Consider the following 26,588-nt stretch of genomic DNA (forward strand, 5'->3'; position numbering starts at 1 on the left):
TTGCGGGCAGGCCGTTTTGAAGGGGGATTGGCGTTGGATCGCCTGTGGGCAAGCGCCAATAGCTCCTATTTTGCTAGCAAATCGACGCGGCGAGGGCCGCGTGCGTCACTTCTCCACGAAGGCGCGCTCGATCACAAAGTCGCCGGGGCGCGTGGTGTTGCCTTCCTCGAAGTCGCGCTTTTCCAGCAGTTCCTTGAGCGAGGCCAGCATCTCCGGGCTGCCGCAGAGCATCACGCGGTCGTCCAGCGGGTTGAGTTCGGGCAGGCCCAGGTCGGCGGCCAGCTTGCCGCTGTCGATCAGGTCGGGGATGCGGCCCTGGTTGCGGAAGGGCTCGCGCGTGACCGTGGGGTAGTACTTGAGCTGCTTGGTGATCAGTTCGCCCAGGAACTCATGCTGGGGCAGTTCCTTGGTGATGTAGTCGTGGTAGGCCAGCTCGGCCACCTGGCGCACGCCGTGGATCAGGATCACCTGCTCGAACTTCTCGTACGTCTCGGGGTCGCGGATCACGCTCAGGAACGGCGCCAGGCCCGTGCCCGTGGACATCAGGTACAGCCGCTTGGCGGGCAACAGGTAGTCGATGAGCAGCGTGCCCGTGGGCTTCTTGCCCACGATGATGGAGTCGCCCACCTGGATGTGCTGCAGGCGCGAGGTCAGCGGGCCGTCCGGCACCTTGATGGAGAGGAACTCCAGGTGCTCCTCGTAGTTGGCGCTAACGATGCTGTAGGCGCGCAGCAGCGGCTTGCCGTCCACCTTCAGGCCGATCATGGTGAAGTGGCCGTTGGAGAACCGCAGCGCCGGGTCACGCGTGGTGGTGAAGGAGAACAGGCGGTCGGTCCAGTGGTGTACGGTCAGTACACGCTCTTCGTGAAATGCGCTCATGGATGGACAGGAAGAAAGATGAAAAGTGGGGGAGGCTGGGCTTTGCGGCTAGTGTCGCGGTTTTTTTATTCGTGTCAGGCATAAGCCGAATTGCGCCGAACCGCCCGCCCGTCATGCGGGCAAACCCGCATATTGTGGGGCAAGGCGGCGGCGGCGGTACAGTTGCGGGCCGCGGCTGTTGCGCTGCAGCAAGGATTCACGCATGAAGAAGTCATTCACCACCGTCCTGGCCATGCTGGCCTGCGCCCTGGGCGCGGCCCAGGCGCAGGATGTCTACACCATTGGCGAGATCAACAGCTACAAGGCCCAGCCGGCCTTCCTCGAGCCCTACAAGAAGGGCATGGAGTTGGCGCTGGCGCAGATCAACATCACCGGCGGCATTGGCGGCAAGAAGCTGGTGCTGGTCACGCGCGACGACAACGGCAACCCGGCCGACGCCGTGCGCGCCGCCGAGGAGCTGATCGCGCGCGAGAAGGTGGACGTGCTCATGGGCAGCTTTCTGTCGCATGTGGGGCTGGCGCTGACCGACTTCGCGCAGCAGAAAAAGCGCTTCTTCCTGGCCGCCGAGCCGCTGACCGACAAGATCGTCTGGGAACAGGGCAACCGCTACACCTTCCGCCTGCGCCCCTCGACCTACATGCAGGTGGCCATGCTGGTGCCCGAGGCCGCGGCCATGAAGAAAAAGCGCTGGGCCATCGTCTACCCCAATTACGAGTACGGCCAGTCGGCCGTGGCCACGTTCAAGAAGCTGCTTACCGCAGCGCAGCCGGATGTGGAGTTTGTCGCCGAGCAGGCCACACCGCTGGGCAAGGTGGACGCCGGCAGCGTGGTGCAGGCGCTGGCTGATGCCAAGCCGGACGCCATCTTCAACGTGCTGTTCGCGGCCGATCTCGCCAAGTTTGTCCGCGAGGGCAATACGCGCGGCCTGTTCCAGGGCAAGGGCGTGGTCAGCCTGCTCACGGGCGAGCCCGAGTACCTGGACACGCTGCAGGGCGAGACGCCGCTGGGCTGGGTGGTCACCGGTTACCCCTGGTACGCCATCTTCACACCCGACCACGACGCCTTTGCCACCGCCTATCGCAAGCGCTTCAAGGACTATCCGCGCGCCGGCTCGGTGGTGGGCTACAACGCTATCCAGTCCATCGCCGCGGGGCTGCGCAAGGCCGGCAGCGCCGACACCGAGGCGCTCATCGCCGCCTTCCGCGGCCTGGAGGTGCGCACGCCGTTCGGCCCCATCACCTACCGCGCCCAGGACCACCAGTCCACCATGGGCGCCTATGTGGGCAAGACCGGGCTGTACGGCGGCAAGGGGGTGATGGTGAACTTCAAGTACATGGATGGCGCCAAGTTCCAGCCGTCCGACGCCGAGGTGAAGAAGCTGCGGCCGGCCGCACCCTGACGCACTGAACCTGCACGCATGGACCTCTCCGGCCTGCTGGCCCAGCTGCTCAACGGCCTGGCCGGCGCGTCCGCGCTGTTCCTGGTGGCGGCCGGGCTGTCGCTGATCTTTGGCGTCACCCGCATCGTCAACTTTGCCCATGGCTCGTTCTACATGCTGGGGCTGTACGTAGCGTATTCCAGCGTCGCGCTGCTGGGCGATGCGATAGGCTTCTGGCCCGCGCTGCTGCTGGCGCCGCTGGTTCTGGGCCTCTTGGGCGCGCTGGTCGAGCTGCTGCTCCTGCGCCGTGTCTACGGTGCGCCAGAGCTGCTGCAGCTGCTGGCCACCTTTGCCCTGGTGCTGGTGATCAAGGACGCGGCGCTGTGGCTGTGGGGCCCGCAGGAACTGTTCGGCCCGCGCGCGCCGGGGCTGGAAGGCGCGGTGGACATCCTGGGCCGGCGCTTTCCGGCCTATGACCTGCTGCTCATCGCCGTCGGCCCGCTGGTGCTGCTGCTGCTCACGCTGTTGCTGACGCGCACGCGCTGGGGCACGCTGGTGCGCGCCGCCACGCAGGACCGCGAGATGGTCGGCGCCCTGGGCGTGAACCAGGCCTGGCTGTTCACCGGCGTGTTCGCGCTGGGCGCGGCGCTGGCCGGCCTGGGTGGCGCGCTGCAGCTGCCGCGCGAGCCCGCCAGCCTGGAACTGGACATGCTGACCATAGGCGCGGCCTTCGTCGTCGTGGTGGTGGGCGGCATGGGCTCGCTGCCCGGCGCCTTTGTCGCCGCGCTGCTGATCGCCGAGCTCAAGGCCGTGTGCATCTGGCTGGGCGTGGTGCAGATCGCAGGGGTGGCGATCGCCTTCCCCAAACTCACCCTGGTGGTGGAGTTTCTGGTCATGGCTGCCGTGCTCATCTGGCGCCCCTGGGGGCTGCTGGGCCGGCCGCAGGCCGCCGTGCGCGGCGTGGGCGCGCCCGAGGCGCCCCTGGCCGGCGCCGGCCCGCTGGCCGGCACCGGCTGGGCCGTCCTGCTGCTGGCATTGGCGCTGCTGCCGCTCGCTCTGGGCCAGGGCAGCTACGCCAGCGTGCTGCTGGCCGACATCTTCATCGCCGCGCTGTTTGCCGCCAGCCTGCATTTCATCCTGGGGCCGGGCGGGCTGCATTCGTTTGGCCACGCGGCCTACTTTGGCCTGGGCGCCTATGGCGCGGCGCTGCTCACGCGCGCGGCGGGCCTGCCCATGGGCGCGGCGCTGCTGCTGGCCCCCCTGGTGGCGGCGGGCGGGGCGCTGCTCTATGGCTGGTTTTGCGTGCGCCTGTCGGGCGTGTCGCTGACCATGCTGACGCTGGCCTTCGCGCAAATCACCTGGGCCATCGCCTTCCAGTGGGACGGCCTCACGGGCGGCAGCAATGGCCTGACCGGCGTTTGGCCGCCCGATTGGGCGCAGGGCACGGCCTTCTACTGGCTGGTGCTGGCTTTTGTCGCGGCGGGCCTCTACCTGCTGCGGCGCCTGCTGTTCGCGCCCCTGGGCTGGGCGCTGCGCGCCGCGCGCGACTCGGCCACGCGCGCCGAGGCCATTGGCATCAACGTGCGCGGCGTGCAATGGGCGGCCTTCGTCGTCGCCGGCCTGCTGGCCGGGCTGGCGGGCGCGCTGTTCACTTTTTCAAAGGGCGGCGTGGCGCCCGAGGTGCTGTGGGTCGGCAAGTCGGTCGACGGCCTGGTCATGGTGCTGCTGGGCGGCATGCAGCAGCTGGCCGGCCCGCTGGTGGGCGCGGCGGCCTTCACCTGGCTGCACGACAGCGTGGCCCGCGCCACCGACTACTGGCGCGCGCTGCTGGGCGGCATCATGCTGGCGCTGGTGCTGCTGTTTCCACAGGGAATTTCGGGTTTTGCGCAATATTGGCAAGCGCTGATAGCTCCTAAAAAAGGAGTAATCGCATGAGCCTGCTGCGCGTGGAGGGCCTGCGCAAGTCCTTTGGCGGCGTGCAGGCCGTGCAGGGCGTGTCGTTCGCGCTGGCGGCCGGCGAGCTGCTGGCGCTGATCGGCCCCAACGGCGCGGGCAAGAGCACCTGCTTCAACATGCTGGGCGGGCAGATCCGGCCCGACGCCGGCCGCGTGTTGCTGGCCGGCCAGGACATCACCGGCCTGCCGCCGCGCGTCATCTGGCGCCTGGGTGTGGGCCGTACCTTCCAGATTGCCCAGACCTGCGCCAGCCTCACCGTGCTGCAGAACCTGCAGCTGGCCCTGCTGTCGCACGACCGACGCGGCTGGCGCTGGTGGCGCTGCGCCGGCCAGCACCGCGTGCCGGACGCGCTGGCCCTGCTGGAGCAGGTGGGCATGCAGGATCAGGCCGACCGCCCCTGCAGCGAGCTGGCCTATGGCGATGTCAAGCGCGTCGAGCTGGCCATGGCCCTGGCGCACGCGCCGCGCCTGCTGTTGATGGACGAGCCCACGGCCGGCATGGTCAGCGCCGAGCGCCTGGCGCTGATGCGGCTGGTGCGGCGCCTCGCGCGCGAGCGCGCCATGGCTGTGCTGTTCACCGAGCACAGCATGGACGTGGTCTTCGGCCAGGCCGACCGCGTGGCCGTGCTGGTGCGCGGCCAGCTGCTGGCCGAAGGCCCGCCCGAGGCCATGCGCCAGGACGCGCGTGTGCAGGCGGCGTATCTGGGCGGGGGGCTGGAAGAGGCGCCTGCGGTGGCCGGCCCTCACCCCCGCCCTCTCCCAGAGGGAGAGGGAGTAAGTCCGGCGCAACCGGTCGCCCTCGCCCCTTTGGGGAGAGGGAGGGGTGAGGGGCTGCCCAAGTCCACACCGCTGCTCGCCGTAGACCACCTGAACGCCTGGTACGGCGCCGCCCATATCCTGCACGGCGTGTCGCTCAGCGTGGGCCGTGGCGAGGTGGTGGCGCTGATGGGCCGCAACGGCGCGGGAAAGAGCACCACGCTGAAAAGCCTGGCCGGCCTGCTGGCGCGCACCGAAGGTCAGGTGCGGCTGCAGGGCCAGGCCATCCACGGCCTGCCCGCGCACCAGATCGCGCGCCTGGGCCTGGGCTATGTGCCCGAGGACAGGCGCATCTTCACCGACCTGACGGTGCTGCAAAACCTGGAGGTCGGCCGCCAGCCGCCGCGCCACTGGCCGGGTGGCGAACCCGCGCCGCACTGGACGCCCGAGCGGCTGTTCACGCTGTTCCCCAACCTGGGCGAAATGCCCGACCGCCCCGGCGGGCGCATGAGCGGCGGAGAGCAGCAGATGCTGACCGTGGCGCGCACCCTCATGGGCCAGCCGCTGCTGGTGCTGCTGGACGAGCCCTCGGAGGGCGTGGCGCCGGTCATCGTGCAGCAGATGGCGCGCACCATCCGCGCGCTGAAGGCGCAGGGCATCGGCATCCTGCTGAGCGAGCAAAACCTGCCCTTCGCCGAGGCCGTGGCCGACCGCGCCTGCGTGCTGGAGCAGGGCCGCATCGTGTACAGCGCCGGCATGGCGCAGCTGGCGGGCGACGCCGCGGCGCGGCGGCAGTACCTGGGCGTGTAGCGGCCCAGGGACACGTGGGGGCCAGGCCGCTCAGGCGGCGGCCACCTGCGCCAGATGCTCCGCCACCACCTGCGCCAGCCAGTCCATCACCGTGCGCACGCGCCGCGGCAGGTTGCGGCGGTTGGCGTACATCAGCGTGAGCGGCATCGGCGGGGCGGCCAGTTGCGGCAGCACTTCGACCAGATCGCCGCGCGCCAGCAGGTCCACCACGCCCAGATGCGGCACCTGGATCAGGCCCAGCCCCGCCAGGCAGCCGGCCATGTAGGCCTCGGCATTGTTCACCGTGAGGGCGCCCTGCATGGGGGTGAGCACGAGTGCGCCATCCACCACGGCCTCGAAGCCTGCAGAGCGGGCGCCCAGCGTATTCACGAAATGCACCAGCCGGTGGCCCGGCAGGTCGGCGAGCGAGCGTGGCGTGCCATAGGCGCGCAGATAGGCCGGGCTGGCGCAGTTGACCAGCCGCGCCAGCCCCAGCGGGCGCGCGACCAGGCTGCTGTCCACCACGGCGCCCGTGCGCAGCACGCAGTCGAAGCCCTCGCGCACCACGTCCACGCGGCGCTCGGTGCTGCTCAGCTCCACTTCCAGACCGGGGTGGCGCGCCAGCAGTTCGGGCAGGCGGGGCACCACCACGTTGCGCGCCATGCCGGTGGACATGTCGATGCGCACGCGTCCTTTCAGGCCGGCGCCGTCGAGGTGCTGGAACATGGACTGCAGCTCGTCCACGTCCGCCAGCAGGTCCTTGCACCGCTCGTAATAGGCCTGCCCGTCCTGCGTGAGCTGGACGCGCCGCGTGGTGCGATGCAGCAGGCGCGTGCCAAGCTGGGTTTCGAGTTGCTGCACGGCGGTGGAGGCGCTGGCTTTGGGGATGCCCAGCGCTTCGGCGGCCTGCGTGAAGCTGGCCAACTCGGCCACGCGGGCAAAGATGTGCATGCGGTCAAACGGGCTCATTGTTCGTATCCAAAGAACGATGCAATCAATTTTCAGTGATTTATGAATCTGAAGCGGATCAATAGAGTCCGCTCACTGCTTCTCACTCCTCACTGAAAGGTTCCCGCCATGACCCACGCCGCATCTTCTTCCTCCTCTACGGCCACCGCCGGCATGGCCGCCCGTCCGGCCATCGCCCTCATCACCGGCGCCAGCCGCGGACTGGGCCGCAATGCCGCGTTGCACGTGGCGCGGTCCGGCACCGATGTGATCCTGACCTACCGCAGTCAGGCCGCCGAGGCGCAGGCCGTCGTCGCCGAGATCGAGGCCCTCGGCCGCCGCGCCGTGGCGCTGCCCCTGGACGTGGCGGCCAGCGCCACCTTCACCGCTTTCGCAGGCCAGATGCGCGACGTGCTGGCGCGGCACTGGCAGCGCGAGCGTTTCGACTTCCTCGTGAACAACGCCGGCGTGGGCGTGTATGCCAGCTTCATGGAGACCACCGAAGCGCAGTTCGACGACATGGTCAACATCCACCTCAAGGGCGTGTTTTTCCTCACACAGAAGCTGCTGCCGCTGATGAACGACGGCGGGCGCATCCTGAACGTGTCGTCGGGCCTGGCGCGGTTCGCGCTACCGGGCTACGCGGCCTATGCGGCGATGAAGGGCGGGGTGGAGGTGCTGACGCGCTACCTGGCCAAGGAACTGGGCGCGCGCGGCATTGCCGTGAACGTGGTGGCGCCTGGCGCGATCGAGACGGATTTTGGCGGCGGCGCCGTGCGCGACAACGCGCAGCTCAACGCCTTCATCGCCGGCCAGACCGCGCTGGGCCGCGTGGGCCTGCCGGACGACATCGGTGGCGTGATCGCTGCGCTGCTGCAGCCGGGCACGGGCTGGGTGAACGCACAGCGCATCGAGGCATCGGGCGGCATGTTCGTCTGACGCTCGGGGCTGCGCCTGGTTGCTTTACTGCATTTTTGGGCTGTAGCGCTTGTTAGATCAGCGCCAACAGCTATAAATAACGTAGCAAAACGCGGCAGGTGGGGCATTCCCGCCCGGGGCGCTCAGAAGGCTTCCCAATCGTCGTCGCTGTGGCGCGCGGCGGCCGGGGCCGCCTTGGCCGCTGCCGGTGGGCGGGCGGGCGCCGCCAGCGTGCGCGCTGCTACGGTGGGCTTGGTCGTTGTGGCCGGTGCGGGCCGGCGGAGGGGGGCGGGCGCTGCCGTTGCCGTTGCCGTCTGGGTGGCCTGCAGGCCTTCCACGCGGAACACGCTCACTGCCTGGGCCAACTGGCCAGCCTGGGCCTTGAGCGAGCCCGTGGCGGCGGTGGCTTCCTCCACCAGTGCGGCGTTCTGCTGCGTGACCTGGTCCATCTGCGTGATGGCCTGGTGCACCTGCTCGATGCCCGCGCTCTGCTCTTGGCTCGCGGCGGTGATCTCGGCCACCAGGTCGCTCACGCGCTGCACGCTCTGCACGATGGCGTCCATGGTGCGGCCGGCTTCCTCGACCTGGTGGGAGCCTTCCTCCACTTTGGCGACCGAGTCGCCGATCAGGCCCTTGATGTCCTTGGCGGCAGCCGCGCTGCGCTGTGCCAGTGCGCGCACCTCGCCGGCCACCACGGCAAAGCCGCGGCCCTGCTCGCCGGCGCGTGCGGCCTCCACCGCGGCATTCAGCGCCAGGATGTTGGTCTGGAAGGCGATCGAGTCGATCACGCCGATGATGTCGCTGATCTTGCGGCTGCTGGCGTTGATGGCGCCCATGGTCTGCACCACGCCGGCCACCACCTGGCCGCCCTGCGTGGCCGTCTGCGCGGCGGAGGAGGCCAACTGGTTGGCCTGACGCGCGTTGTCGGCGTTCTGGCGCACGGTGCTGGTCAGCTGCTCCATCGAGGCGGCGGTTTCCTGCAGCGAGCTGGCCTGCTCCTCGGTGCGCGAGGACAGGTCCTGGTTGCCTGCGTCGAGCTGGCTGGACGCCGTGGCGATGCCGTCGGTGCCCGAGCGCACGCGCGCCACCACCTGCGACAGGCTGGCGTTCATCTCCTGCAGCGCCTGCAGCAGCTGGCCGGTCTCGTCGCGCGAATCGACCTGCACGCGGCTGGTGAGGTCGTTGGCCGCCACGGCGCGCGCCACCTGCACGGCCTGCGCCAGCGGCCGCGTGATGCCGCGTGTGAGCCACCATGCGCACAGGGCGCCTGCGCCCAGGCCGAGCACGCCCAGCACGATCAGCCACAGCCGGCTTTGCCCATAGGTGACATTGATCCCCTGCGCCGTGGCGTCGATGCGGGCGCGTTGCATGTCCAGCAGGCGCTGGATCAGCGCCACGTACTGGTCGGTGGCGGGTAGGTACACCTGGGTGAGCAGGCGTTCGGCCTCCTCCAGCTGGCCCTCGGCCTTGGCCTTCACGGCCTGGTCGCGCGAGGACAGGTAGGTCACGCGCGCCTTCTGGATGTCGGCCCATAGGGCCTTTTCCTCGTCGCTGGTGAGCAGCGTCTCGATACGCTTTTGCAGCTCGGCCGATTCGCGCGTGGAGGTGGCGGTGTCTGCCGCGAAGAACTGGCCGAGCGAGGGGTCCGTGCTCTTGACGATGGCCGAGGTACGGCGTGCCGCGCTGTACACGTAGCGGTACCAGTCGCTGATCATGCGCTCCACCGCCAGGGGTTGCTGCGTCATCTCGTTGGTGGCTTGTGCCACGGTCTGCAGGCGCCATACGCCAAAGGCCGTCATCAGGGCCATCAGCAGCAGGACAAGGGCGAAGCCGCCTCCCAGGCGGGTGCCGATGCTGAGGTTTTTCATAGGATCTTCAGGCGGATTCAAACAAGGAAGGGCAGCGGTGGCGCGTCACGCCAGTGCGCGCAGGGCGCGCCGGTATTGCACGGCTTCGGCCACATGGGCGGCGCCCACGGTCTCGCAGCCCGATAGATCGGCAATAGTACGTGCAACCTTGAGGGCCCGGTGCGTGCTGCGCGCCGACCACGCCAGGCGCGCCGCCGCAGCCTGCAGGAACCGCGCGGCCGGCGCGTCCAGCGCCGCCATCTGTTCCAGCTCCTGACCCTGCAATGCCTGGTTGGCCTTGCCCTGGCGCTGGAGCGCTCGTTCGTGCGCGCGGGCCACGCGTTCGCGCACGGCGCCGCTGGGTTCGCCGGGCGGGGCGCCCAGCAGTTCCTCGGGCGGCAGCGCGGGCACCTCCACATGCAGGTCGATGCGGTCCAGCAGCGGGCCGCTGAGCTTGCCCTGGTAGCGCGCGATCTGGTCGGGTGTGCAGCGGCAGGCGCGCTGGTGCGAGCCCGCAAAACCACAGGGGCAGGGGTTCATGGCCGCCACGAGCTGAAAGCGCGCCGGGAACTCGGCGCGCTGCGCCGCCCGGGCAATGGTGATGCGCCCGCTCTCCAGCGGCTCGCGCAGGGCCTCCAGGGCGCTGCGGGCGAATTCGGGGAATTCATCGAGGAACAGCACGCCCTCGTGCGCGAGCGAGATCTCGCCCGGGCGCGGCGGCGAGCCCCCGCCCACCAGCGCGATCGCGCTGCAGCTGTGGTGCGGGCTGGCTGTGGTGCGCTGCATCCACTGTGCGGGGCTGAAGCGCCCGGCCAGGCTGGCAATGGCCGCGCTCTCCAGCGCTTGCTCCACCCCCATCGGGGGCAGCAGCCCGGCAAAACGCTGGGCCAGCATGGACTTGCCCGAGCCCGGGGGCCCCACGAGCAGCAGCCCGTGCCCGCCTGCGGCAGCGATCTCCAGTGCGCGCTTGGCCGCGGCCTGCCCCTTCACGTCGGCCAGGTCCGGGCCATCGGTGGCCGGGGCCGGCGGCGCGGGTTGCAGCCGCTGCCAACCGCCGTCGTCCGCGCCATCATCGTTCGGCGGGGGCACGGGCACGAACTGGCGTACCACGTCCAACAGGTGGTGCGCGCGGTAGATCTCGGTGCCCGGCACCAGCGCAGCTTCTTCGGCGCTGCCGGGGGGAAGCACCGTGCGTACGGGCTGCGCCAGCGCGCGCAGCGCCAAGCTGGTCGCCAGGGCGCCGCGCACCGGGCGCAGCAGGCCCGACAGCGATAGCTCGCCGGCGAACTCCCAGCCGTCCAACCGGGCCGCGTCGATCTGCCCGCTCGCGGCCAGGATGCCCAGCGCGATCGGCAGGTCGAAGCGGCCGGAGTCTTTGGGCAGATCGGCCGGCGCCAGGTTCACGGTGATCTTCTTGTTGGCCGGGAATTCCAGCCCGGCGTTCTGCAGCGCGGAGCGCACGCGCTCGCGCGCCTCCTTGACCTCGACATCGGCCAGGCCCACCAGCGCGAAGCTGGGCAACCCGTTGGCCAGGTGTACTTCCACCGTAACGGCGGGCGCGTGCAGGCCCAGCAGGGCGCGGCTTTGCACCAAAGCAAGACTCATCGCAACGGATCTCCCCAGGCATGTGCGTGCAACTATGGCGACGGGATGCGCCAGGGGGCGGCCCTGCACCAGGCTGGTGCGAAATGCGCCGGGCTGCAACCCCTGTGACTGCACGTATGTCTCAGGATGGTACCCGGCAGGCCGTCGCGGGGCGGATTTCGGGGTGGCACGGTCCATGCATTGAGGGGGTGTCAACCGTCGCCCAACACTGGAGGAACCATGCACCGCTTTTCCCTCAAGACCCTGGCCCTCGCTTTTGCGGCCGTCGCCGTACCGGGCCTTGCCAGCGCCCAGCTCACTGCCAATGTGTCGCTGACCAGCAACTACAAGTTCCGCGGCCAGGACCAGGACGTGAACCGCATCAAGGCCGTGAACCCGGCCATCCAGGGCGGGTTCGACTACAGCTTTGGCGACAGCGGCTTCTACGTGGGCAACTGGAACTCCAGCGTGGACTGGCTGTCCGGCAACTCCATCGAGGCCGACTTCTACGGTGGCTACAAATTCAAGGCCGGTGAGGTGGACCTGGATGTGGGCGCGCTCACGTATGTGTACCCGGGCAACACCAGCGGCAACACCACCGAGCTGTACGGTGCGGCCACGTACGGCCCGTTCACGGCCAAGTACTCGCACACCGTGTCCAAGGATTACTTCGGCTGGGCGGGCGCCAAGACCTCCAGCAACCGCGGGCGCAACACGGGCTACCTGAACCTGGCGTTTGCGCAGGAGGTTGCGCCCAGCGTCACGCTGAAGGCGTCCGTGGGCTACACGCGCTTTGCCAGCGACATCAAGGATCTGGGCGTGCCCAATTACGTGGACTACAGCGTGGGCGGCGCCTACGACTTCGGCGCCGGCCTGTCATTGTCCGCGGCGGTTGCCGGAGCCAACAAGAAGGGCTTCTTCGGCGATGCCAACAAGGCCCGCCTGATCGTCTCCCTCACCAAGACCCTTTAACTCTCGACAAGGAACCGATCATGAAAATGGTCACCGCCATCATCAAACCCTTCAAGCTCGACGAGGTGCGCGAGTCCCTGTCGGACATCGGCGTACAGGGCATCACCGTGACCGAGGTGAAGGGCTTCGGCCGCCAGAAGGGCCATACCGAGCTGTACCGCGGCGCCGAGTACGTCGTGGACTTCCTGCCCAAGGTGAAGATCGAGGCCGCCGTGGCCGACGAGCTGGTGGAACGCGTCATCGAGGCCATCGAAGGCGCGGCCCGCACCGGCAAGATCGGCGACGGCAAGATCTTCGTGGCGCACCTGGAGCAGGTGGTGCGCATCCGCACCGGCGAGACCGGCCAGGAAGCCCTGTGAGCGCGCGCCGCACAGGCATTCGTCCCTCCCGACCCAGAGATCTGCCATGAAAAAACTATTTGCTTCCCTACTGATCGGTGCAAGCCTGCTGGCCGGTGGCGCCGGCGCGCTGGCCCAGACACCCGACGCGGCCGCGGCGGCTTCGGAGCCCGTGGCCGTCGCCCCCGCGCCTGCGCCCGCTGCCGAGCCCGTCGCAGCACCTGCTGCGGCACCCGCACCCGCACCCGCGGCAGCGGCGCCCGCCGCGCCCAAGGTGGACTCGGGCGACACCGCCTGGATGCTGACCTCCACGCTGCTCGTGATCCTGATGATCATCCCGGGCCTGGCCCTGTTCTACGGGGGGCTGGGCCGCACCAAGAACATGCTGTCCGTGCTGATGCAGGTGTTCGTGATCTTTGCCCTGGTGTCGCTGCTGTGGTCCATCTATGGCTACAGCCTCGCGTTCTCCGGCGAGGGCCAATTCGTGGGCGACCTGTCCAAGCTTTTCCTGAAGGGCGTGAGCCAGGAAACCTTTGGTGCGCTGGCGACCATTCCCGAATACGTGTTCATCGCCTTCCAGGGCACGTTCGCGGCCATCACCGTGGCGCTGATCGTGGGCTCCTTTGCGGAACGCATGCGTTTTGCGGCCGTGCTCATCTTCGCGCTGCTGTGGTTCACCTTCAGCTACGTGCCCATGGCCCACATCGTGTGGGGTGGCGGCCTGCTGGCGGCCGACGGCGCGCTCGATTTTGCGGGCGGCACCGTGGTGCACATCAATGCCGGTATCGCGGGCCTGGTGGGTGCCTACATGGTGGGCAAGCGCATCGGCTTCGGCAAAGAGGCCTTCACCCCGCACAGCCTGACGCTGACCATGGTGGGCGCCTCGCTGCTGTGGGTGGGCTGGTTCGGCTTCAACGCCGGCTCTGCCGGTGCCGCCAACGCTGCTGCCGGTCTGGCCTTCGTGAACACCGTGCTGGCCACTTCGGCTGCCACGCTGTCGTGGATTGCCGGCGAAGCGCTGCACAAGGGCAAGGCTTCCATGCTGGGCGCGGCCTCGGGCGCCGTGGCCGGCCTGGTGGCGGTCACGCCCGCCGCGGGCTTCGTGGGTCCCATGGGCTCCATCGCGATCGGCCTGATCGCCGGCCTGGTCTGCCTGTGGGGCGTGGGTGGCCTGAAGAAGATGCTGAACGTGGACGACGCCTTCGACGTGTTCGGCGTGCATGGCGTGGGCGGCATCGTGGGCGCCATCCTCACCGGCGTGTTCGCGGCCCAGGGCCTGGGCGGCACCGGCGGCCTGACGCCCGACACCTTCAGCATGGGCGCGCAGGTGTGGGTGCAGGTCAAGAGCGTGCTGTTCACCATCGTGTGGTCGGGCGTGGTGTCCTTCATCGCCTACAAGGTCGCCGACCTGCTGGTGGGCCTGCGCGTGAGCGAGGAAGCCGAGCGCGAGGGCCTGGACATCACCTCCCACGGCGAGACGGCCTACCACCGCTGAGCGGCGTTGAACGGCGGGCGCCGCGTGGTGGCGCGGCGCCCCCGATGACAAGCGAGCAACTCCCTGTCCCTTTTTTGGGCCCGCCCTTGGCGGGCCTTTTCTTTGGGCGGCGCGCAGGCCCGCGGCCAATAATGCCTGCATGAACACTGCCTGGACGCCCCTGGCCGCCGCGCCCGCGCAACTCGGCGAATCTCCCTTCTGGCACCCCCTGGAGTCCCGTCTGTACTGGGTGGACATCGCTGGCCGCGCGCTGTGGCGCAGCGGCGTGCACGGGAGCGATGCGCAATGCTGGCCCCTGCCGGCCGAGCCCGGCTGCATCGCGCCGGCGCGCCAAGGGGGCACACCCGCAGGCCTAGTGGTGGCGCTGCGCGACCGCATCTGCCACGCGCCGCGCTGGGGCGGGCCGCTCCTCACGCTGGCGCACTTGCCCATCGACCCGGCGACCGAGCGTGCCAACGACGGCAAGTGCGACGCGCTCGGGCGCCTGTGGGTGGGCACGGTGCATGAGCCAGCCCAGGGCCCGCGCCAGCCCGTCGCTGCGCTGTACTGCATCGACCTGCGCGGCGGGGACCAGGGCGGTCCCGATGCTCCCACGGTGCGCCGCATGCTGGACGGCGTGGCCACCGCCAACGGCCTGGCCTGGTCGCCGGACGGGCGCACGCTGTATTGGAGCGACACGCCCTCGCACACCATCCACGCCTGGGACTGCAACGCGCAGTTGGAGCCCATCGGGGCGCCGCGTGTGTTGCACCGCTTTGCGGCGCGCGATGAGGCAGTCCCCTATGGCGGCCGCCCGGACGGTGCCGCTGTGGATGCCGAAGGCGCCTACTGGTGCGCGCTGTACGAGGGCGCGCGTGTGCTGCGCTTGTCGCCGCGCGGCGAGGTTCTGGCCGAGCTGCCCACGCCGCTGTCCTGCCCCACCATGCCCTGCGTCGGTGGGCCGGACGGGCACACGCTGTTCGTCACCTCTGCACGCAAGGGCCGCAGTGCCGATGAGCTGGCGCGCTGGCCCCAGTCGGGGCAGGTGCTGTCCACCCGCGTGGCCGTGGCGGGGTTGCCCGTGGCCTGGTGCGAGATCGGCCAGCCTTGACCCCTGCGGCGCGCATGGCTGCCAGCGCCATTCACGCCGCGCGTTCAAAAAAATCAAACCTGCGCCACGGCCGCCCGAAAGGGCAGGGCAGTACCATCGCCGGATGGACGCAGCCCTTCGCCAGATCATCGACCGCGTGCGCGACAGCGCAGACCGCCGCAGCGCCGTGCGCATCTGCGGCGGAGGCACCAAAGACTTCCATGGCCCGGGCGCGCCGCAGCATGCCGGCGAGCCGCTGGACATGCGGCCCCTGGCCGGCATCGTGAGCTACGAGCCCAGCGAACTGGTGGTGACCGCGCTGGCCGGCACGCCGCTGGCGGAGCTGGAGGCGCTGCTCGCGCGCCATGGCCAGAGCCTGCCGTTCGAGCCGCCACGCTTTGCCGAAGGCGGCACCGTAGGGGGCATGGTGGCGGCCGGCCTGTCGGGCCCGGCGCGCGCCAGCGTGGGTGCGGTGCGCGACTACGTGCTGGGCGTGGAGATCATCAACGGGCGCGGCGAGCTGCTGCGCTTTGGCGGCCAGGTGATGAAGAACGTGGCGGGCTATGACGTCTCGCGCCTCATGGCCGGGGCCTGGGGGCAGCTCGGCGTGATCACCGAGGTCAGCCTGAAGGTGCTGCCGGTGCCGCCGGCGGAGGCCACGCTGCGCTTTGACTGCGACCAGGCCGAGGCGCTGCGCCGCCTCAACGCCTGGGGCGGCCAGCCGCTGCCGCTCAACGCCAGCTGCTGGGTCGAGGATGCGGGCCGCGGCCAGCTCTACGTGCGCCTGCGTGGCGCGCAGGCGGCGGTGCAGGCCGCCTGCCGCAGCATGGGAGGTGAGTTGCAAGACGCTCCCACCGTGCCTAACGACTGGCAGGCTTGCCGCGACCAGCGCCTGCCCTGGTTCGCCGCGCGCGCGGCGGACCATGCGCTGTGGCGCCTGTCGGTTCCCCAGACCGCGCCCGTGCTGGCATTACCCGCGGGCGTGGCGCCCCCGCTGGTGGAGTGGCACGGCGGTCTGCGCTGGGTGCAGGCGCTGCCGCAGCACGGCGATGCACTGCATGAACTGGCCGCCGAGGTGGGGGGTAGTGCTTCTCTATTCATAGCTGCTAGCGCAGATGGGATAAGCGCTAGAGCCGTTTTTGATGCAAATTCTGCGGCGCTCGCTGCGATCCACCAGCGGCTCAAGCAGGCGTTCGACCCGGCCGGCATCTTCAACCCCGGGCGCCTCGTCTAGGGCCTGTTCACACTATTTTTGCCAGATGCGTTGCGATCAAAAAGGGCCAGGCGCAAGGCGCCAAACGAAGCTGGGGTGCTACCCCAGCGAGGCTTGGCAACGCCGCGAATGGCCCTTTTTGATCGCAACCCGGAGGGAACGGAGTGAAAACCGCGCCATTCGTCGTTGCCCTCCTAGCCAAGGCCCCGGCCTTGGCGTCGTCACGCGCCTAGATTGGCGCGGTTTTCACGCCATTCGCACTGGCAAAAATAGTGTGAACAGGCCCTAGCCATGCGCCTGCTGCGCCACCTGACCGGGCGGCACCGCACCACGGTCACCAACCGCACGCTGGGCCTGCTGCTGGCGTTCAACGCGGGAGCGATCAACGCGGGGGGCTTTCTGGTCGTGCACATGTACACCTCGCACATGACGGGCTTCCTTTCGCTGGTGGCCGACAACCTGGTGCTGGGCAACATGACGCTGGTGCTCAGCGCCATCGGCACGCTGTGGGCGTTCATGTCGGGCGCGGGCTCCACGGCGATCCTCGTCAATTGGGCGCGCCACCAGCACCTGCGCAGCGGCTTTGCGCTGCCGCTCTTGCTGGAGGCGGTGCTGATGCTGTTGTTCGGCCTGATGGGGGCCATCACGCTGGGCTGGCGTACGCCGTTCGCCGTGCCCCTCACGGTGCTGCTGCTGGCCTACATCATGGGGCTGCAGAACGCGGTGGTGACCAAGATGTCCTCGGCCCAGATCCGCACCACGCACATGACGGGCATCGTCACCGACCTCGGCATCGAGATGGGCAAGGCCCTGTACTGGAACCGCAGCGGCACGCCGCGCGAGTCGCAGGTGCATGCCAACAAGACGCGCCTGCGCATGTTCGCCAGCCTGCTGGGCATGTTCACCGCCGGCGGCGTGGTCGGCGCGGCGGGCTTCAAGTACGTGGGCTTCATCTGGGTGGTGCCGCTGGCGTCCATCCTGCTGGCGCTGTCGCTGCCCCCCCTCGCCGCCGATCGCCAGCGCCTGGCCCAGCTGTGGCGCGCGCGCTGCGCCCCCGCACCCGCCGAAGACGCCCCCGCGCGCCGCTAACCCTCCACGATCTCCACGACACACCATGCAGACCCAGCTCGCACCCCAGTACCAGGGCACGCCCGAAGGGCAGGAGGCCGAGGCCATCCTGCGCAAATGCGTGCACTGCGGCTTTTGCACTGCCACCTGCCCCACCTACCAGTTGCTGGGCGATGAGCTGGACGGACCGCGCGGGCGCATCTACCTCATCAAGCAGGTGCTGGAAGGGGCCGAGCCCACGCGCAAGACGCAGTTGCACCTGGACCGGTGCCTGACCTGCCGCAACTGCGAGAGCACCTGCCCGAGTGGCGTGCAGTACGGGCATCTGGTGGACATCGGCCGGCGCATCGTCGAGGAAAAAGTGCCGCGCCCGCGTGGCGAGGCGGCGGCCCGCTGGATGCTCAAGGAAGGCTTGCCATCGCCGCTCTTTGCCCCGGCAATGAAGGTGGGCCAGGCCGTGCGCGGCCTGCTGCCCGAGCGCCTGCGCGCGAAGGTGCCGCCGCGCCAGGACGCGGGCGCCTGGCCCACGCGCAGCCATGCGCGCAAGGTGCTGCTGCTGGAGGGCTGCGTGCAGCCGTCCATGGCGCCCAACATCAACAATGCCACGGCGCGCGTGCTGGATGCTGCAGGCATACAGACCGTGGTGGCGCGCGAGGCGGGCTGCTGCGGCGCGGTCAAGTTCCACCTGAACGATCAGGAAGGGGGCCTCGCCCAGATGCGCGCCAACATCGACGCCTGGTGGCCCTATGTGGAACGCGGCGAGGTGGAGGCCATCGTCATGAATGCCTCGGGCTGCGGCGTCACCGTCAAGGAATACGGCCACCTGCTGCGCAACGACGCGCAATACGCCGAGAAGGCAGCGCGGGTGAGCGCCCTCACGCGCGATCTGTCGGAACTGCTGCCCGATCTGGTAGAGCGTCTGCGCGGGCGCATCCAGCCTCCCGCGGCCCCGCTGGCCTACCACCCGCCCTGCACCCTGCAGCACGGGCAGAAGCTGCGCGGCGGCGTGGAGCGGCACCTGGCGGCGCTGGGCTTCGAGCTGCGCGTGGCGCGCACCGAGTCGCACCTGTGCTGCGGCTCGGCCGGCACCTACTCGGTGCTCAACCCGGAACTGTCGTACCAGCTGCGCGACCGCAAGCTGGGCGCGCTGGGCGAGGCCTTCACCGAGCAGCCGCCTGCGGCCATCCTCTCGGCCAACATGGGCTGCATCACCCACCTGCAAAGCGGCACGGGCATTCCCGTGAAGCACTGGGTGGAGGTGCTGGACGCTGCATTGCTGGCATGATGGCGGGTTTTGACCGCCGCGCGGGGCGGGCTTTCGGGGCCCGGCCGCGCGCTTTCGAGCCATGAACGACACCGTGAACGCACCCGCTCCGATCCACGACGAAGGCGTGCCATCCACCGCCGCTGCGGTCCCCGCGGCCGAAGGCCATGCGACACCGGAGAGCCCCGCGTCGGCCAGCCCGGCACCTGCCGCTGACAGCGGCGCCGCACGCGCGCCCAGGGCCAATCGCCGCGGCGGCCGTGGCCGCGCGGGGGGGCGGCGTGAGCCGGGAGCGCAGGCCGCAGGCGATGCGCCCCAGGCCGGCGCCAAGGGCGGCCCCGCGGCGGGTGCACCCCGCCGTACGCACCCGCTGCTGGAGCAGTTGGCGGGCTGGTATCCGCACTTGTTCGGTGCGCAGTTCCTGCCGCTCAAGCGCGGCATCTTCCAGGACCTGCTGGCCGCGCATGGCGAAGCCATCGACAAGGACGCGCTCAAGCTCGCCCTGTCCATCCACACACGTTCCACGCGCTACCTGAATGCCGTGGCCCAGGGCATGAAGCGGCACGACCTGCAGGGCCAGCCCGTGGAGGACATGGCGCCCGAGCATGTGCACCACGCGCTGCTGGAGGTGTTCCGCCGGCGCAAGCCGCAGGACGGCGAGGATCTGACGGCCAAGCTGCGCCGGCGCATTGCCCAGGCGTTCGAGGCCAGCGGCCTCACGCGCGAGGCCTATGACGCGCTGGTGCGCGGCCGCGACGAGAAGGCCAACGCCCTGCTCGATGAAGCCTTTGCCGAGGTGGCCGAGCGCGATGCCAAGGCCGAGGCGCTGCTGCGTGCCTTCGAGGCCAGCGGCCAGACCCCCGAGGCCTTTGCCGACATGTACGGCCTGCCCGCTCGGCAGGCTGCGCAGATGCTCGAGCGGGCACGGCAGCGCCGCGCACCGGGCGCCTGAGCGCGGCGCGAGGGGTGGTGACAGGCTGCTGACACGACGCTGTCAGCAGCTTCCCCGCAGCATGGAGGCCTTCGCAACATGCTTTCAAGGAGCCCCTCCATGACCATCCCCTCATCCAGCCAGGCCATCAACTGGTTCGAGATTCCGTGCGCCGATCTCGGCCGTGCGCAGTCCTTTTACGAGCGCATGCTGGACCGGCCCATGCGCCGCGAAGACTTCGGCAGCGAACCCATGGCCCTGTTCTCCAAGGACGATCCCGCGACGGGCGGCTGCCTGGTGGCGGGCCCGCAGCGCCGCGCGGCGCCTGACGCGGGCGTGCGCATCTACCTGGACTGCGAGCCCAGCGTGGAGGCGGCTTTGGCCCGTGTAGTGCCTGCCGGTGGCCAGGTCGTGGATGCCTGCACGCAGCTGCCCCAGGCCATGGGGTACATCGCCCACGTGCGCGATACCGAGGGCAACACCATCGGCCTGCACGCCATGGCGCGCTGAGGCGCCGGCTCGCACAGCCTGCTGACACCCCGTTGTCAGCAGGGTGGCGGCAGCATCGGCGCGTTCTTGGATTCCGTTGAGGAGAGATTTCCATGACCCCAATCACCGTCCAGGTGCCGGCGTTCAGCGTGGCGGGCGTTGCCGTGCGCACCTGCAACCGAGACGAGGCCCAGCCCGAACGGGCGCGCATAGGCGCACTGTGGGACCAGTTCTTCACCGAAAGCTGGGCGCGCCAGTTGCCCGGGCCCGGGGCCGACGGGCGCCTCTACGGCGTCTACAGTGCCTATGAGTCCGATCAGCATGGCGCCTTCGACGTGACGGCCGGCGTGTCGGCCGCCGTGCAGGCCGATCCGCCGGTGGGCGCGGCCCGCATCGAGGTGCAGCCGGGCAGCTATCTGGTGTTCCACTGCGAGGGGCCCATGCCGCAGATGGTGCTCGACGCCTGGGCCGCCGCATGGCGCTACTTCGAGGAACATCCCGAGGTGCGGCGCCGCTTCGACACCGACTTCGAATGCTACGAGGGGCCGGAGTGCGTCGCCCTGCACATCGGCGTGCTGCTCTGAGTGCAGGCCCGGGCGCTGTCCTGCCTGGCACCCGGCACCGTACCATGCGGACCATTCCTTCCGTGGCCTGAGATTCCATGCGCCGTGCCGACCGCCTGTTCCAGATCGCCCAGCTCATCCGGGGCCGGCGTCTGTCCACGGCCGCCTTTCTCGCGGGGCGGCTGGAAGTGTCGCTGCGCACCATTTACCGCGACGTGGCCGACCTGCAGCACCAGGGGATACCCATTGAAGGCGAGGCCGGCGTGGGCTACCGCCTGGGCGCGGGCTTCGAGCTGCCGCCGCTGATGTTCAGCCAGGGCGAGGCCAACGCCCTCGTGGCCGCCGCGCGGCTTGCGCAGACCTGGGTCGATGGCGGCATGGCGCGCGAGATCGAGGGTGCGCTTGGCAAGATCCTCTCGGTGCTGCCGCCCGCCGCGCGCGCGGCGGCCGAGGCGCAAGCGCTCTACGCGCCGGGCTCGGGGCTGGATACGCGCGCCCAGGCCGCGCTGCAGGCGCTGCGCGAGGCCGTGCAGTCCTGCCACGTGGTGCGGCTTGACTACGCCGACGTGCAGGGCCGGCCCAGCCTGCGGCGCGTGCGGCCGCTGGGCTGCTTCTACTGGGGCAAGGTGTGGACGCTGTCGGCCTGGTGCGAGCTGCGCGATGACTTCCGGGGCTTTCGCATCGACCGCATCGCGGCCTTTGAGGTGCTGGAAGAGCGCTTCCGCCAGGAACCCGGCAAGACCCTGGCCGACCTGCTGCGCCAGGTCGAGGCCCGGATGCGTCACTGCCCGGCCGAGGGGCTGGACGGCGCCGCGTTCTCCTCCTGACCTTTTTTGCTCCTCCGCTGCGGGAATGGATTGCCATGGGCCGTCCTGACCGCCGGCCGCAGTCCAGCGCCGGGCCTGCGCGCGCTGCAAACCTGTCCCCCCACGGCGTACCCACGCAGCATGGCACGGTGAGAGCCGCGGGCCGTAGCCCGCTTGCTGCCTTGGCTGGTCTTGGCAGGCCCGGAGGCCGGTATCGGGGCTGTACTTGCCGCGGCCTTTGTGGAGCGTGTATGTCGCGCCGGACCGCTTGTGAAAACCGCTTGGCCTCAGGCCGCCAGCGCTGCCTCGATGTCGACCGTGAGCTTCTCGGGAGCCTCCTGCGGCGCGTAGCGGCGGATCACCTGACCGTCCCGGCCGACCAGGAACTTGGTGAAGTTCCACTTGATCGCCTTGGTGCCCAGCACGCCGGGCGCTTCGCCGGTGAGCCAGCGGTACAGCGGGTGCGCGTCGCTGCCGTTGACGTCGATCTTGGACATCATGGGAAACTGCACTCCATAGTTGCGCTGGCAAAAGCCCGCGATGGCGTCGTTGCTGCCCGGGTCCTGGTGGCCGAACTGGTTGCACGGAAAGCCGAGCACTACCAGCCCGCGCGGCCCATAACGTTCGTGCAGCGCCTGCAAGCCGGTGAACTGCGGCGTGAAGCCGCAGGCGCTGGCGGTGTTGACGATGAGCAGCACCTGACCGCGGAAGTCGCTCAGTGGCTGGGGTGCGCCGTCGATGCGTGTCGCGTCGAAGTCATACACAGTGGTCATGGGGCCTCCGGTCGTGTGTCCGTCACCTTATCACTGGGGGCGCGGGGTGTGCCTGCTGCATGCACCCGCGGCCGCCAGACCGACCAGCCGGCCGCCAGCAGGATCAGCGCGCCGCCGGCGAGGGTCCCGCCCGTCAGCTGTGCAGCGCCCAGCAGGGTCGAGGAGCCGCTGGCGAACACCACCTCCGACAGCATGATGATCGCCGTCGTCCCTGCCGCCAGGCGCGCGGCGCCAAATTGCAGCGCCCAGTTGCCGATCAGCAGCACGACCGCCAGAAGCGCCGCCACCCAGGCCCAGGTGGCGTTCAGCGGTGGAAAGGGCGGCACCAGGCCCAGGGATCGGCCCAGCTGGGCCGCCAGCAGCGCCATGAGCATGCAGCCGCCGAACATGGCGACCATGCGCGCCTGGCCCGGGACGGCGTGCAGGCGGCGCAGGGTGACGTTGGTCACGGCAAACGTGAAGCCGCCGAGGATCGCGAGCAGATCGGCCAGCGTCAGGGCGGCGAGCAGGCGCGGCAGGCCGCCCTCGGCGGGCCACAGCACCAGCAGCACGCCGCTGAAGGCCAGCAGCAGCCGCGCCAGCGCCTGCGGCGTGGGCCGCTCGCCCAGGAAGCGCCAGGCCAGCAGCACGCTCCAGGCCGGCATCAGATAGAACAGCAGGATCACGCGGACCACGTCGCCAATGGTGATGGCCCAGTTGAAGGCCACGTTGTTCAGGCCCGAGCACAGCGCCAGCAACCACAGGGCCTTGTGCTGCCGCAGCTGCGCGGAAATGCCCGGCCGCAGCGCCAGCAGCACAAGGAGGATGGCCCCATACATGAGCGCCGTGGCCCACAGCGGGTGCAGTCCCGCGCCGTGCATCTGCCGGAACGGCCACCAGGACAGTCCCCAGATGAAGGCGTTGAACAGCAAGGCCAGGGCGGGAAGCGGAGATTGCATGCAAAAAGTGGCCGTAGCGCTTAACTGTTAAGCGCAAGTAGCTATCAAAAACAGAGTGGTGAAGGCGCGAAGACGCCCAGCCTTCGCGGCGCATTTTGCCGGCGCGACGGCGGGCGCGTGGGGCTGCGCGGGGTAGCCCCACGCGCCGGTTCAGTGGTGGTCGTGCCGGGCGATGGAGAGCAGGTGCTCCACTTCCTCGGGATGGCTGCGCACGTTGTGCGCGTGCCAGCGGCCGATCAGCCACATCACGCCCGCCACCAGCATGCCGAAGGCCGTGATGGCACCGAAGGCCGACAGCCCGAACTTGGTGGACAGGCTGTAGAACGCCCCCATGCCGAGGATGGCGGCCTGTTCGTTGAAGTTCTGCACGGCGATCGAGCGGCCCGCGCCCATGAGGTTGTGGCCCCGGTGCTGTAGCAGCGCGTTCATGGGCACGACCAGGAAGCCGCCCAGCCCGCCCAGCAGGATCAGGAACGGAATGGCCAGCCAGATGTTGCTGATGACATTCATCAGGATCACCAGCAGGCCCATGGCGATGCCCATCGGGATCACGCGCGTGGCCATGTCCAGGCGCATGTGCAGGGACGCCGCCACCGCGCCCGCGGCCGTGCCGATGGCCACCACGCCCACGAGGGCCGAGGCCTGCGTGGTGCTGTAGCCCAGGGCCGCGGCGCTCCAGGCCAGCACGATGTAGCGCAGGTTGCCCGACACCCCCCAGAACAGCGTGGTGGTGGACAGCGAGATCTGCCCGAGCTTGTCGCGCCACAGGCGCCCGTTGCAGGTCCAGAAGTCGGGCAGCAGTGCCAGCGGGTTGGGCGGCAGGGGGCGCATCTCCACGCCGGTGTGCGGGATGCGCAGGTTGAACCACGCTGCCAGCATGTACACCGGCACCAGCGCCAGGATGGCGGCCTCGGCCGCGAGGTCGATGCCTAGATCGATGCCCGGCATGTCCAACGCCAGCAGATGGCTGGCGATGTGGGGTGCGACCAATTGGCCGCCCACGAGCACGCCCAGGATGATGGAGGCGATGGTCAACCCCTCGATCCAGCCGTTGGCCTTGACCAGCTGCGACGCGGGCAGTAGCTCGGTGAGGATGCCGTACTTGGCCGGCGAATACGCCGCCGCACCGAGGCCCACCACGGCGTAGGCCAGCAGCGGGTGGTGGCCGAACAGCATCATCAGGCAGCCCACCACCTTGATGGCATTGCTGATGAACATCACCCGCCCCTTGGGCATGGAGTCGGCGAATGCGCCCACCCACGGCGCCAGCACCACGTAGAACAGCGCGAACATGGGCACCAGCGCCGCGCGCTGCCACTCCGGCGCGCCGCTCGTACGCAGCAGTTCCACCGCGGTCACGAACAATGCGTTGTCGGCCAGCGAGCTGAAAAACTGCGCCGACATGATGGTGTAGAAACCGCGCTTCATCGGGTGGCTGGTGGCTCCATCAGCGGGAATGATGGCCTGTGAAAATTCGAAACACTCCGAGGAGCGACGGGCGGTTATATCACGCGACCCTGCGCGCCCAGTGCCAGAATGGCCCCCGTCCAGTCCGTAGAAACACCCCCATGCCGCGCCCCATTCTTGCGACCATCCACCCCGCAGCCGTGCACCACAACCTGGAGCGCGCGCGCCGTGCCGCGCCCGATGCGCGCGTGTGGGCGGTGGTCAAGGCCAACGCCTACGGCCACGGGATCGAGCGCGTGTTCGAAGGCCTGCGCGCCGCCGACGGTTTCGCTTTGCTGGACCTGGCCGAGGCCGAGCGCGTGCGCGCTCTCGGCTGGCGCGGCCCGGTCCTGCTGCTGGAGGGCGTGTTCGAGCCGCGCGACCTGGAGCTGTGCTCGCGCATGGGCCTGTGGCATGCCGTGCACTGCGATGCGCAGATCGACTGGCTGGCCGCGCACAAGACGCAGGTGCCGCACCGCGTGTTCCTCAAGATGAACTCCGGCATGAACCGCCTGGGCTTCACGCCCGAGCGCTACCGCAGCGCCTGGGCGCGCCTGAACGCGCTGCCCCAGGTGGACGAAATCTCGTGCATGACACACTTCAGCGACGCCGACGGCCCGCGCGGCATCGCGCACCAGGTGCAGGCGTTCCAGACCGCCACGCAGGACCTGCCGGGCGAGCGCTGCATCGCCAACAGCGCCGCGCTGCTGCGCCACGGCGGTGATGCGCAGGTGCGGCTGGACTGGGTGCGCGCGGGCATCGTGCTGTACGGCAGCGCGCCTGACCATCCCGAGCGCCGCGCGGCCGACTGGGACCTGCAGCCCACCATGACGCTGGCTTCGCGCATCATCGGCGTGCAGCAGCTGCAGGCGGGCGACACCGTGGGCTACGGCTCGCGCTTCACGGCGCAGGGGCCGCTGGGCATCGGCATCGTGGCCTGCGGCTATGCCGACGGCTATCCACGCCACTGCGATACCGGCACGCCCGTGCTGGTGAACGGGGTGCGCACGCGCACCATCGGGCGCGTGAGCATGGACATGCTGGCCGTGGACCTCACGCCCGTGCCCGGCGCGGGGCTGGGGGCCGAGGTCACGCTCTGGGGCCGCGCCGCCAACGGCGCCGTGCTGCCTATCGACGAGGTAGCGCAAGCGGGCGGCACCATCGGCTACGAGCTGATGTGCGCGCTGGCACCGCGCGTGCCCGTGGTGGTGCAGGACTGATTCCCTCCATGGTCCGGGTCCGCGGCCGCACGGGCGCCTCGTGGCGCGGCATGCGCCTGCCGCAGCGGCTGCAGGAGGGCCTGCGCCAGCGCCATGCCCTGCGGCTGCACGGCTGGTGCATCGGCAGTCTGATCCTGGGTGTGATGTGGGCGGTGTCCCATGCGCAGATGGCGCTGGGCGTGCCGTCGCTGGCGCTGCGCTACCTGGTCACGCTGGGCGTGGGATATGGGGTCTATCTATTGGTGCTGCGCCTGTGGGCCGCATGGCTGCTGCGCCGGCGCAGCGATGCGGGCGATGCGCCCGACGGGCTGGACCTGCTACCCGATGCGGGCTGGCCCGCCGGCCCGGGGCCGCAGGGCCCCGCGCCACCCTTGCACGGCGGTGGCGGCGACTTTGGCGGGGCGGGCGCGACTGGGCAGTGGGAAGCGCCGGTCGCAGATGGCGCTGGCGGCACCGGATGGGGCGGTGATCTGGGCGACGCGGCCTCGGGCGCGCTGGAGGCCGCGGGAAGCGCCGACGAAGCCGCCGTGGTGGTCGTGCCGGTGGTGGCGATCTTCGTTGTGGGCGTGGCGCTGCTGGGGGGTGCGGGTGCGCTGGCGTGGCTGTACTTTGGCAGCGAGGTGCTGCTGGCCGTGGCCGTCGAACTGGCGTTCTCCGTGGCCTCGGCACGGGCGCTGATGGGCGCGGAGCGCGCGGGCTGGCTTGGCGCGGCCTGGCGCCTGACGGGCAAGCCCTTGCTTGGCGCCCTGCTGTGCGCGGTGGCCCTGGGCGCGGCGCTGGACCATTGGCTGCCGCAGGCGCGCTCGCTGCCACACGCGGTGCAACTGCTGCGGGGCCGTTGACCTTGCCTCTGGCGGGGCCCTGCGGCCCCCGCGTCATGCCTTGGTGATGGGCGCTGGGTTGCTGAAAGACCATTTTGCTGAAAATGTTTTTGGCTTTGTTTTGCATC

At 69.8% G+C, this 26,588-nt stretch carries 24 protein-coding genes; 17 read left to right on the forward strand and 7 right to left on the reverse strand.

All coding sequences use genetic code 11. The annotated features are described in order from the left end of the window. Nucleotides 1-105 precede the first annotated feature (105 nt). On the reverse strand, nucleotides 106-879 hold the full coding sequence (locus MRB47_RS00895) for a ferredoxin--NADP reductase (RefSeq protein ID WP_252101642.1): 774 nt from the start codon (nucleotides 877-879) through the stop codon (nucleotides 106-108). A 202-nt stretch (nucleotides 880-1,081) separates the two neighbouring features. Here MRB47_RS00895 and MRB47_RS00900 point away from each other — a divergent pair, with 202 nt between their 5' ends. The 3 genes from MRB47_RS00900 to MRB47_RS00910 are packed head-to-tail and all read left to right on the forward strand — an operon-like array spanning nucleotide 1,082 to nucleotide 5,778. Beyond that, nucleotides 1,082-2,278 carry an ABC transporter substrate-binding protein gene (locus MRB47_RS00900; RefSeq protein WP_252101643.1) on the forward strand — a complete coding sequence of 399 codons (1,197 nt, stop codon included), beginning with the start codon at nucleotides 1,082-1,084 and terminating at the stop codon, nucleotides 2,276-2,278. Nucleotides 2,279-2,296: 18 nt separating this feature from the next. Next, nucleotides 2,297-4,192, forward strand: coding sequence for an ABC transporter permease (locus tag MRB47_RS00905; protein WP_252101644.1), 1,896 nt, complete (start codon nucleotides 2,297-2,299; stop codon nucleotides 4,190-4,192). Then, nucleotides 4,189-5,778, forward strand: coding sequence for an ATP-binding cassette domain-containing protein (locus tag MRB47_RS00910; RefSeq protein WP_252101645.1), 1,590 nt, complete (start codon nucleotides 4,189-4,191; stop codon nucleotides 5,776-5,778). The genes MRB47_RS00905 and MRB47_RS00910 overlap by 4 nt, the downstream gene beginning before the upstream one ends. Nucleotides 5,779-5,808: 30 nt before the next feature. On the opposite strand, the gene MRB47_RS00915 is transcribed toward MRB47_RS00910, so the two are convergent. After that, the gene (locus MRB47_RS00915; protein ID WP_252101646.1) at nucleotides 5,809-6,726 is read right to left on the reverse strand and encodes a LysR family transcriptional regulator; all 918 of its coding nucleotides are present in this window, start codon (nucleotides 6,724-6,726) and stop codon (nucleotides 5,809-5,811) included. A 108-nt stretch (nucleotides 6,727-6,834) separates the two neighbouring features. Here MRB47_RS00915 and MRB47_RS00920 point away from each other — a divergent pair, with 108 nt between their 5' ends. Next, nucleotides 6,835-7,644: an SDR family NAD(P)-dependent oxidoreductase gene (locus tag MRB47_RS00920; protein ID WP_252101647.1), complete on the forward strand. Its 810-nt coding sequence runs from the start codon at nucleotides 6,835-6,837 to the stop codon at nucleotides 7,642-7,644. A gap of 122 nt (nucleotides 7,645-7,766) precedes the next feature. Here the strand turns inward: MRB47_RS00920 and MRB47_RS00925 are convergent, their stop codons facing one another. Both MRB47_RS00925 and MRB47_RS00930 read right to left on the reverse strand, forming a co-directional pair. After that, on the reverse strand, nucleotides 7,767-9,491 hold the full coding sequence (locus MRB47_RS00925; RefSeq protein ID WP_252101648.1) for a methyl-accepting chemotaxis protein: 1,725 nt from the start codon (nucleotides 9,489-9,491) through the stop codon (nucleotides 7,767-7,769). Between the two features lie 45 nt (nucleotides 9,492-9,536). Continuing rightward, nucleotides 9,537-11,075, reverse strand: a complete 1,539-nt coding sequence (locus MRB47_RS00930; RefSeq protein ID WP_252101649.1) for a YifB family Mg chelatase-like AAA ATPase — start codon at nucleotides 11,073-11,075, stop codon at nucleotides 9,537-9,539. 219 nt (nucleotides 11,076-11,294) lie between these two features. On the opposite strand from MRB47_RS00930, the gene MRB47_RS00935 reads away from it, so the two are divergent. From MRB47_RS00935 to MRB47_RS00985, 11 genes are all read left to right on the forward strand, one after another. Next, nucleotides 11,295-12,026 (forward strand): TorF family putative porin, encoded by a 732-nt coding sequence (locus MRB47_RS00935; RefSeq protein WP_172205344.1) that lies wholly within the window; start codon nucleotides 11,295-11,297, stop codon nucleotides 12,024-12,026. A 20-nt stretch (nucleotides 12,027-12,046) separates the two neighbouring features. Beyond that, complete coding sequence (glnK, locus tag MRB47_RS00940) at nucleotides 12,047-12,385, forward strand: P-II family nitrogen regulator (RefSeq protein WP_011803632.1); 339 nt, start codon at nucleotides 12,047-12,049, stop codon at nucleotides 12,383-12,385. A gap of 46 nt (nucleotides 12,386-12,431) precedes the next feature. Then, nucleotides 12,432-13,859, forward strand: a complete 1,428-nt coding sequence (locus MRB47_RS00945; RefSeq protein WP_252101650.1) for an ammonium transporter — start codon at nucleotides 12,432-12,434, stop codon at nucleotides 13,857-13,859. A gap of 139 nt (nucleotides 13,860-13,998) precedes the next feature. Next, nucleotides 13,999-14,949: an SMP-30/gluconolactonase/LRE family protein gene (locus tag MRB47_RS00950; RefSeq protein WP_252101651.1), complete on the forward strand. Its 951-nt coding sequence runs from the start codon at nucleotides 13,999-14,001 to the stop codon at nucleotides 14,947-14,949. Nucleotides 14,950-15,052: 103 nt separating this feature from the next. Then, complete coding sequence (gene glcE / locus MRB47_RS00955) at nucleotides 15,053-16,162, forward strand: glycolate oxidase subunit GlcE (RefSeq protein ID WP_252101652.1); 1,110 nt, start codon at nucleotides 15,053-15,055, stop codon at nucleotides 16,160-16,162. 270 nt (nucleotides 16,163-16,432) lie between these two features. Then, nucleotides 16,433-17,230, forward strand: coding sequence for a YoaK family protein (locus MRB47_RS00960; RefSeq protein WP_123675321.1), 798 nt, complete (start codon nucleotides 16,433-16,435; stop codon nucleotides 17,228-17,230). 25 nt (nucleotides 17,231-17,255) lie between these two features. Next, nucleotides 17,256-18,494, forward strand: a complete 1,239-nt coding sequence (glcF, locus tag MRB47_RS00965) for a glycolate oxidase subunit GlcF (protein WP_088887896.1) — start codon at nucleotides 17,256-17,258, stop codon at nucleotides 18,492-18,494. 61 nt (nucleotides 18,495-18,555) lie between these two features. Continuing rightward, nucleotides 18,556-19,425 (forward strand): ProQ/FINO family protein, encoded by an 870-nt coding sequence (locus MRB47_RS00970; protein ID WP_252101653.1) that lies wholly within the window; start codon nucleotides 18,556-18,558, stop codon nucleotides 19,423-19,425. A gap of 99 nt (nucleotides 19,426-19,524) precedes the next feature. Then, complete coding sequence (locus MRB47_RS00975) at nucleotides 19,525-19,914, forward strand: VOC family protein (RefSeq protein ID WP_252101654.1); 390 nt, start codon at nucleotides 19,525-19,527, stop codon at nucleotides 19,912-19,914. Nucleotides 19,915-20,006: 92 nt separating this feature from the next. Then, nucleotides 20,007-20,477, forward strand: coding sequence for a GyrI-like domain-containing protein (locus MRB47_RS00980; RefSeq protein ID WP_012655292.1), 471 nt, complete (start codon nucleotides 20,007-20,009; stop codon nucleotides 20,475-20,477). Nucleotides 20,478-20,554: 77 nt separating this feature from the next. Continuing rightward, nucleotides 20,555-21,283 (forward strand): helix-turn-helix transcriptional regulator, encoded by a 729-nt coding sequence (locus tag MRB47_RS00985; RefSeq protein WP_252101655.1) that lies wholly within the window; start codon nucleotides 20,555-20,557, stop codon nucleotides 21,281-21,283. Between the two features lie 266 nt (nucleotides 21,284-21,549). On the opposite strand, the gene MRB47_RS00990 is transcribed toward MRB47_RS00985, so the two are convergent. The 3 genes from MRB47_RS00990 to lplT form a co-directional block, all read right to left on the reverse strand. Further along, nucleotides 21,550-22,035 (reverse strand): glutathione peroxidase, encoded by a 486-nt coding sequence (locus tag MRB47_RS00990; RefSeq protein ID WP_252101656.1) that lies wholly within the window; start codon nucleotides 22,033-22,035, stop codon nucleotides 21,550-21,552. Then, nucleotides 22,032-22,973 carry a DMT family transporter gene (locus tag MRB47_RS00995; protein WP_103736853.1) on the reverse strand — a complete coding sequence of 314 codons (942 nt, stop codon included), beginning with the start codon at nucleotides 22,971-22,973 and terminating at the stop codon, nucleotides 22,032-22,034. The genes MRB47_RS00990 and MRB47_RS00995 overlap by 4 nt, the downstream gene beginning before the upstream one ends. Nucleotides 22,974-23,123: 150 nt before the next feature. After that, nucleotides 23,124-24,401, reverse strand: a complete 1,278-nt coding sequence (gene lplT / locus MRB47_RS01000; protein ID WP_011803644.1) for a lysophospholipid transporter LplT — start codon at nucleotides 24,399-24,401, stop codon at nucleotides 23,124-23,126. 140 nt (nucleotides 24,402-24,541) lie between these two features. On the opposite strand from lplT, the gene alr reads away from it, so the two are divergent. Together alr and MRB47_RS01010 are read left to right on the forward strand one after the other, a co-directional pair. Beyond that, nucleotides 24,542-25,639, forward strand: a complete 1,098-nt coding sequence (alr, locus tag MRB47_RS01005) for an alanine racemase (protein ID WP_252101657.1) — start codon at nucleotides 24,542-24,544, stop codon at nucleotides 25,637-25,639. Nucleotides 25,640-25,647: 8 nt separating this feature from the next. Beyond that, the gene (locus MRB47_RS01010) at nucleotides 25,648-26,481 is read left to right on the forward strand and encodes a hypothetical protein (protein WP_252101658.1); all 834 of its coding nucleotides are present in this window, start codon (nucleotides 25,648-25,650) and stop codon (nucleotides 26,479-26,481) included. Nucleotides 26,482-26,588: the final 107 nt, after the last annotated feature.

Source organism: Diaphorobacter sp. LI3, from assembly GCF_022807955.1.
Taxonomy (GTDB): Bacteria; Pseudomonadota; Gammaproteobacteria; order Burkholderiales; family Burkholderiaceae_C; genus Diaphorobacter; species Diaphorobacter nitroreducens.

Bases quoted from the DNA above. Each gene is read 5' to 3' on its own strand.
- MRB47_RS00895 (WP_252101642.1), bottom strand. From the start codon at position 879: ATGAGCGCATTTCACGAAGAGCGTGTACTGACCGTACACCACTGGACC.
- MRB47_RS00900 (WP_252101643.1), top strand. From the start codon at position 1,082: ATGAAGAAGTCATTCACCACCGTCCTGGCCATGCTGGCCTGCGCCCTG.
- MRB47_RS00905 (WP_252101644.1), top strand. From the start codon at position 2,297: ATGGACCTCTCCGGCCTGCTGGCCCAGCTGCTCAACGGCCTGGCCGGC.
- MRB47_RS00910 (WP_252101645.1), top strand. From the start codon at position 4,189: ATGAGCCTGCTGCGCGTGGAGGGCCTGCGCAAGTCCTTTGGCGGCGTG.
- MRB47_RS00915 (WP_252101646.1), bottom strand. From the start codon at position 6,726: ATGAGCCCGTTTGACCGCATGCACATCTTTGCCCGCGTGGCCGAGTTG.
- MRB47_RS00920 (WP_252101647.1), top strand. From the start codon at position 6,835: ATGACCCACGCCGCATCTTCTTCCTCCTCTACGGCCACCGCCGGCATG.
- MRB47_RS00925 (WP_252101648.1), bottom strand. From the start codon at position 9,491: ATGAAAAACCTCAGCATCGGCACCCGCCTGGGAGGCGGCTTCGCCCTT.
- MRB47_RS00930 (WP_252101649.1), bottom strand. From the start codon at position 11,075: ATGAGTCTTGCTTTGGTGCAAAGCCGCGCCCTGCTGGGCCTGCACGCG.
- MRB47_RS00935 (WP_172205344.1), top strand. From the start codon at position 11,295: ATGCACCGCTTTTCCCTCAAGACCCTGGCCCTCGCTTTTGCGGCCGTC.
- glnK (WP_011803632.1), top strand. From the start codon at position 12,047: ATGAAAATGGTCACCGCCATCATCAAACCCTTCAAGCTCGACGAGGTG.
- MRB47_RS00945 (WP_252101650.1), top strand. From the start codon at position 12,432: ATGAAAAAACTATTTGCTTCCCTACTGATCGGTGCAAGCCTGCTGGCC.
- MRB47_RS00950 (WP_252101651.1), top strand. From the start codon at position 13,999: ATGAACACTGCCTGGACGCCCCTGGCCGCCGCGCCCGCGCAACTCGGC.
- glcE (WP_252101652.1), top strand. From the start codon at position 15,053: ATGGACGCAGCCCTTCGCCAGATCATCGACCGCGTGCGCGACAGCGCA.
- MRB47_RS00960 (WP_123675321.1), top strand. From the start codon at position 16,433: ATGCGCCTGCTGCGCCACCTGACCGGGCGGCACCGCACCACGGTCACC.
- glcF (WP_088887896.1), top strand. From the start codon at position 17,256: ATGCAGACCCAGCTCGCACCCCAGTACCAGGGCACGCCCGAAGGGCAG.
- MRB47_RS00970 (WP_252101653.1), top strand. From the start codon at position 18,556: ATGAACGACACCGTGAACGCACCCGCTCCGATCCACGACGAAGGCGTG.
- MRB47_RS00975 (WP_252101654.1), top strand. From the start codon at position 19,525: ATGACCATCCCCTCATCCAGCCAGGCCATCAACTGGTTCGAGATTCCG.
- MRB47_RS00980 (WP_012655292.1), top strand. From the start codon at position 20,007: ATGACCCCAATCACCGTCCAGGTGCCGGCGTTCAGCGTGGCGGGCGTT.
- MRB47_RS00985 (WP_252101655.1), top strand. From the start codon at position 20,555: ATGCGCCGTGCCGACCGCCTGTTCCAGATCGCCCAGCTCATCCGGGGC.
- MRB47_RS00990 (WP_252101656.1), bottom strand. From the start codon at position 22,035: ATGACCACTGTGTATGACTTCGACGCGACACGCATCGACGGCGCACCC.
- MRB47_RS00995 (WP_103736853.1), bottom strand. From the start codon at position 22,973: ATGCAATCTCCGCTTCCCGCCCTGGCCTTGCTGTTCAACGCCTTCATC.
- lplT (WP_011803644.1), bottom strand. From the start codon at position 24,401: ATGAAGCGCGGTTTCTACACCATCATGTCGGCGCAGTTTTTCAGCTCG.
- alr (WP_252101657.1), top strand. From the start codon at position 24,542: ATGCCGCGCCCCATTCTTGCGACCATCCACCCCGCAGCCGTGCACCAC.
- MRB47_RS01010 (WP_252101658.1), top strand. From the start codon at position 25,648: ATGGTCCGGGTCCGCGGCCGCACGGGCGCCTCGTGGCGCGGCATGCGC.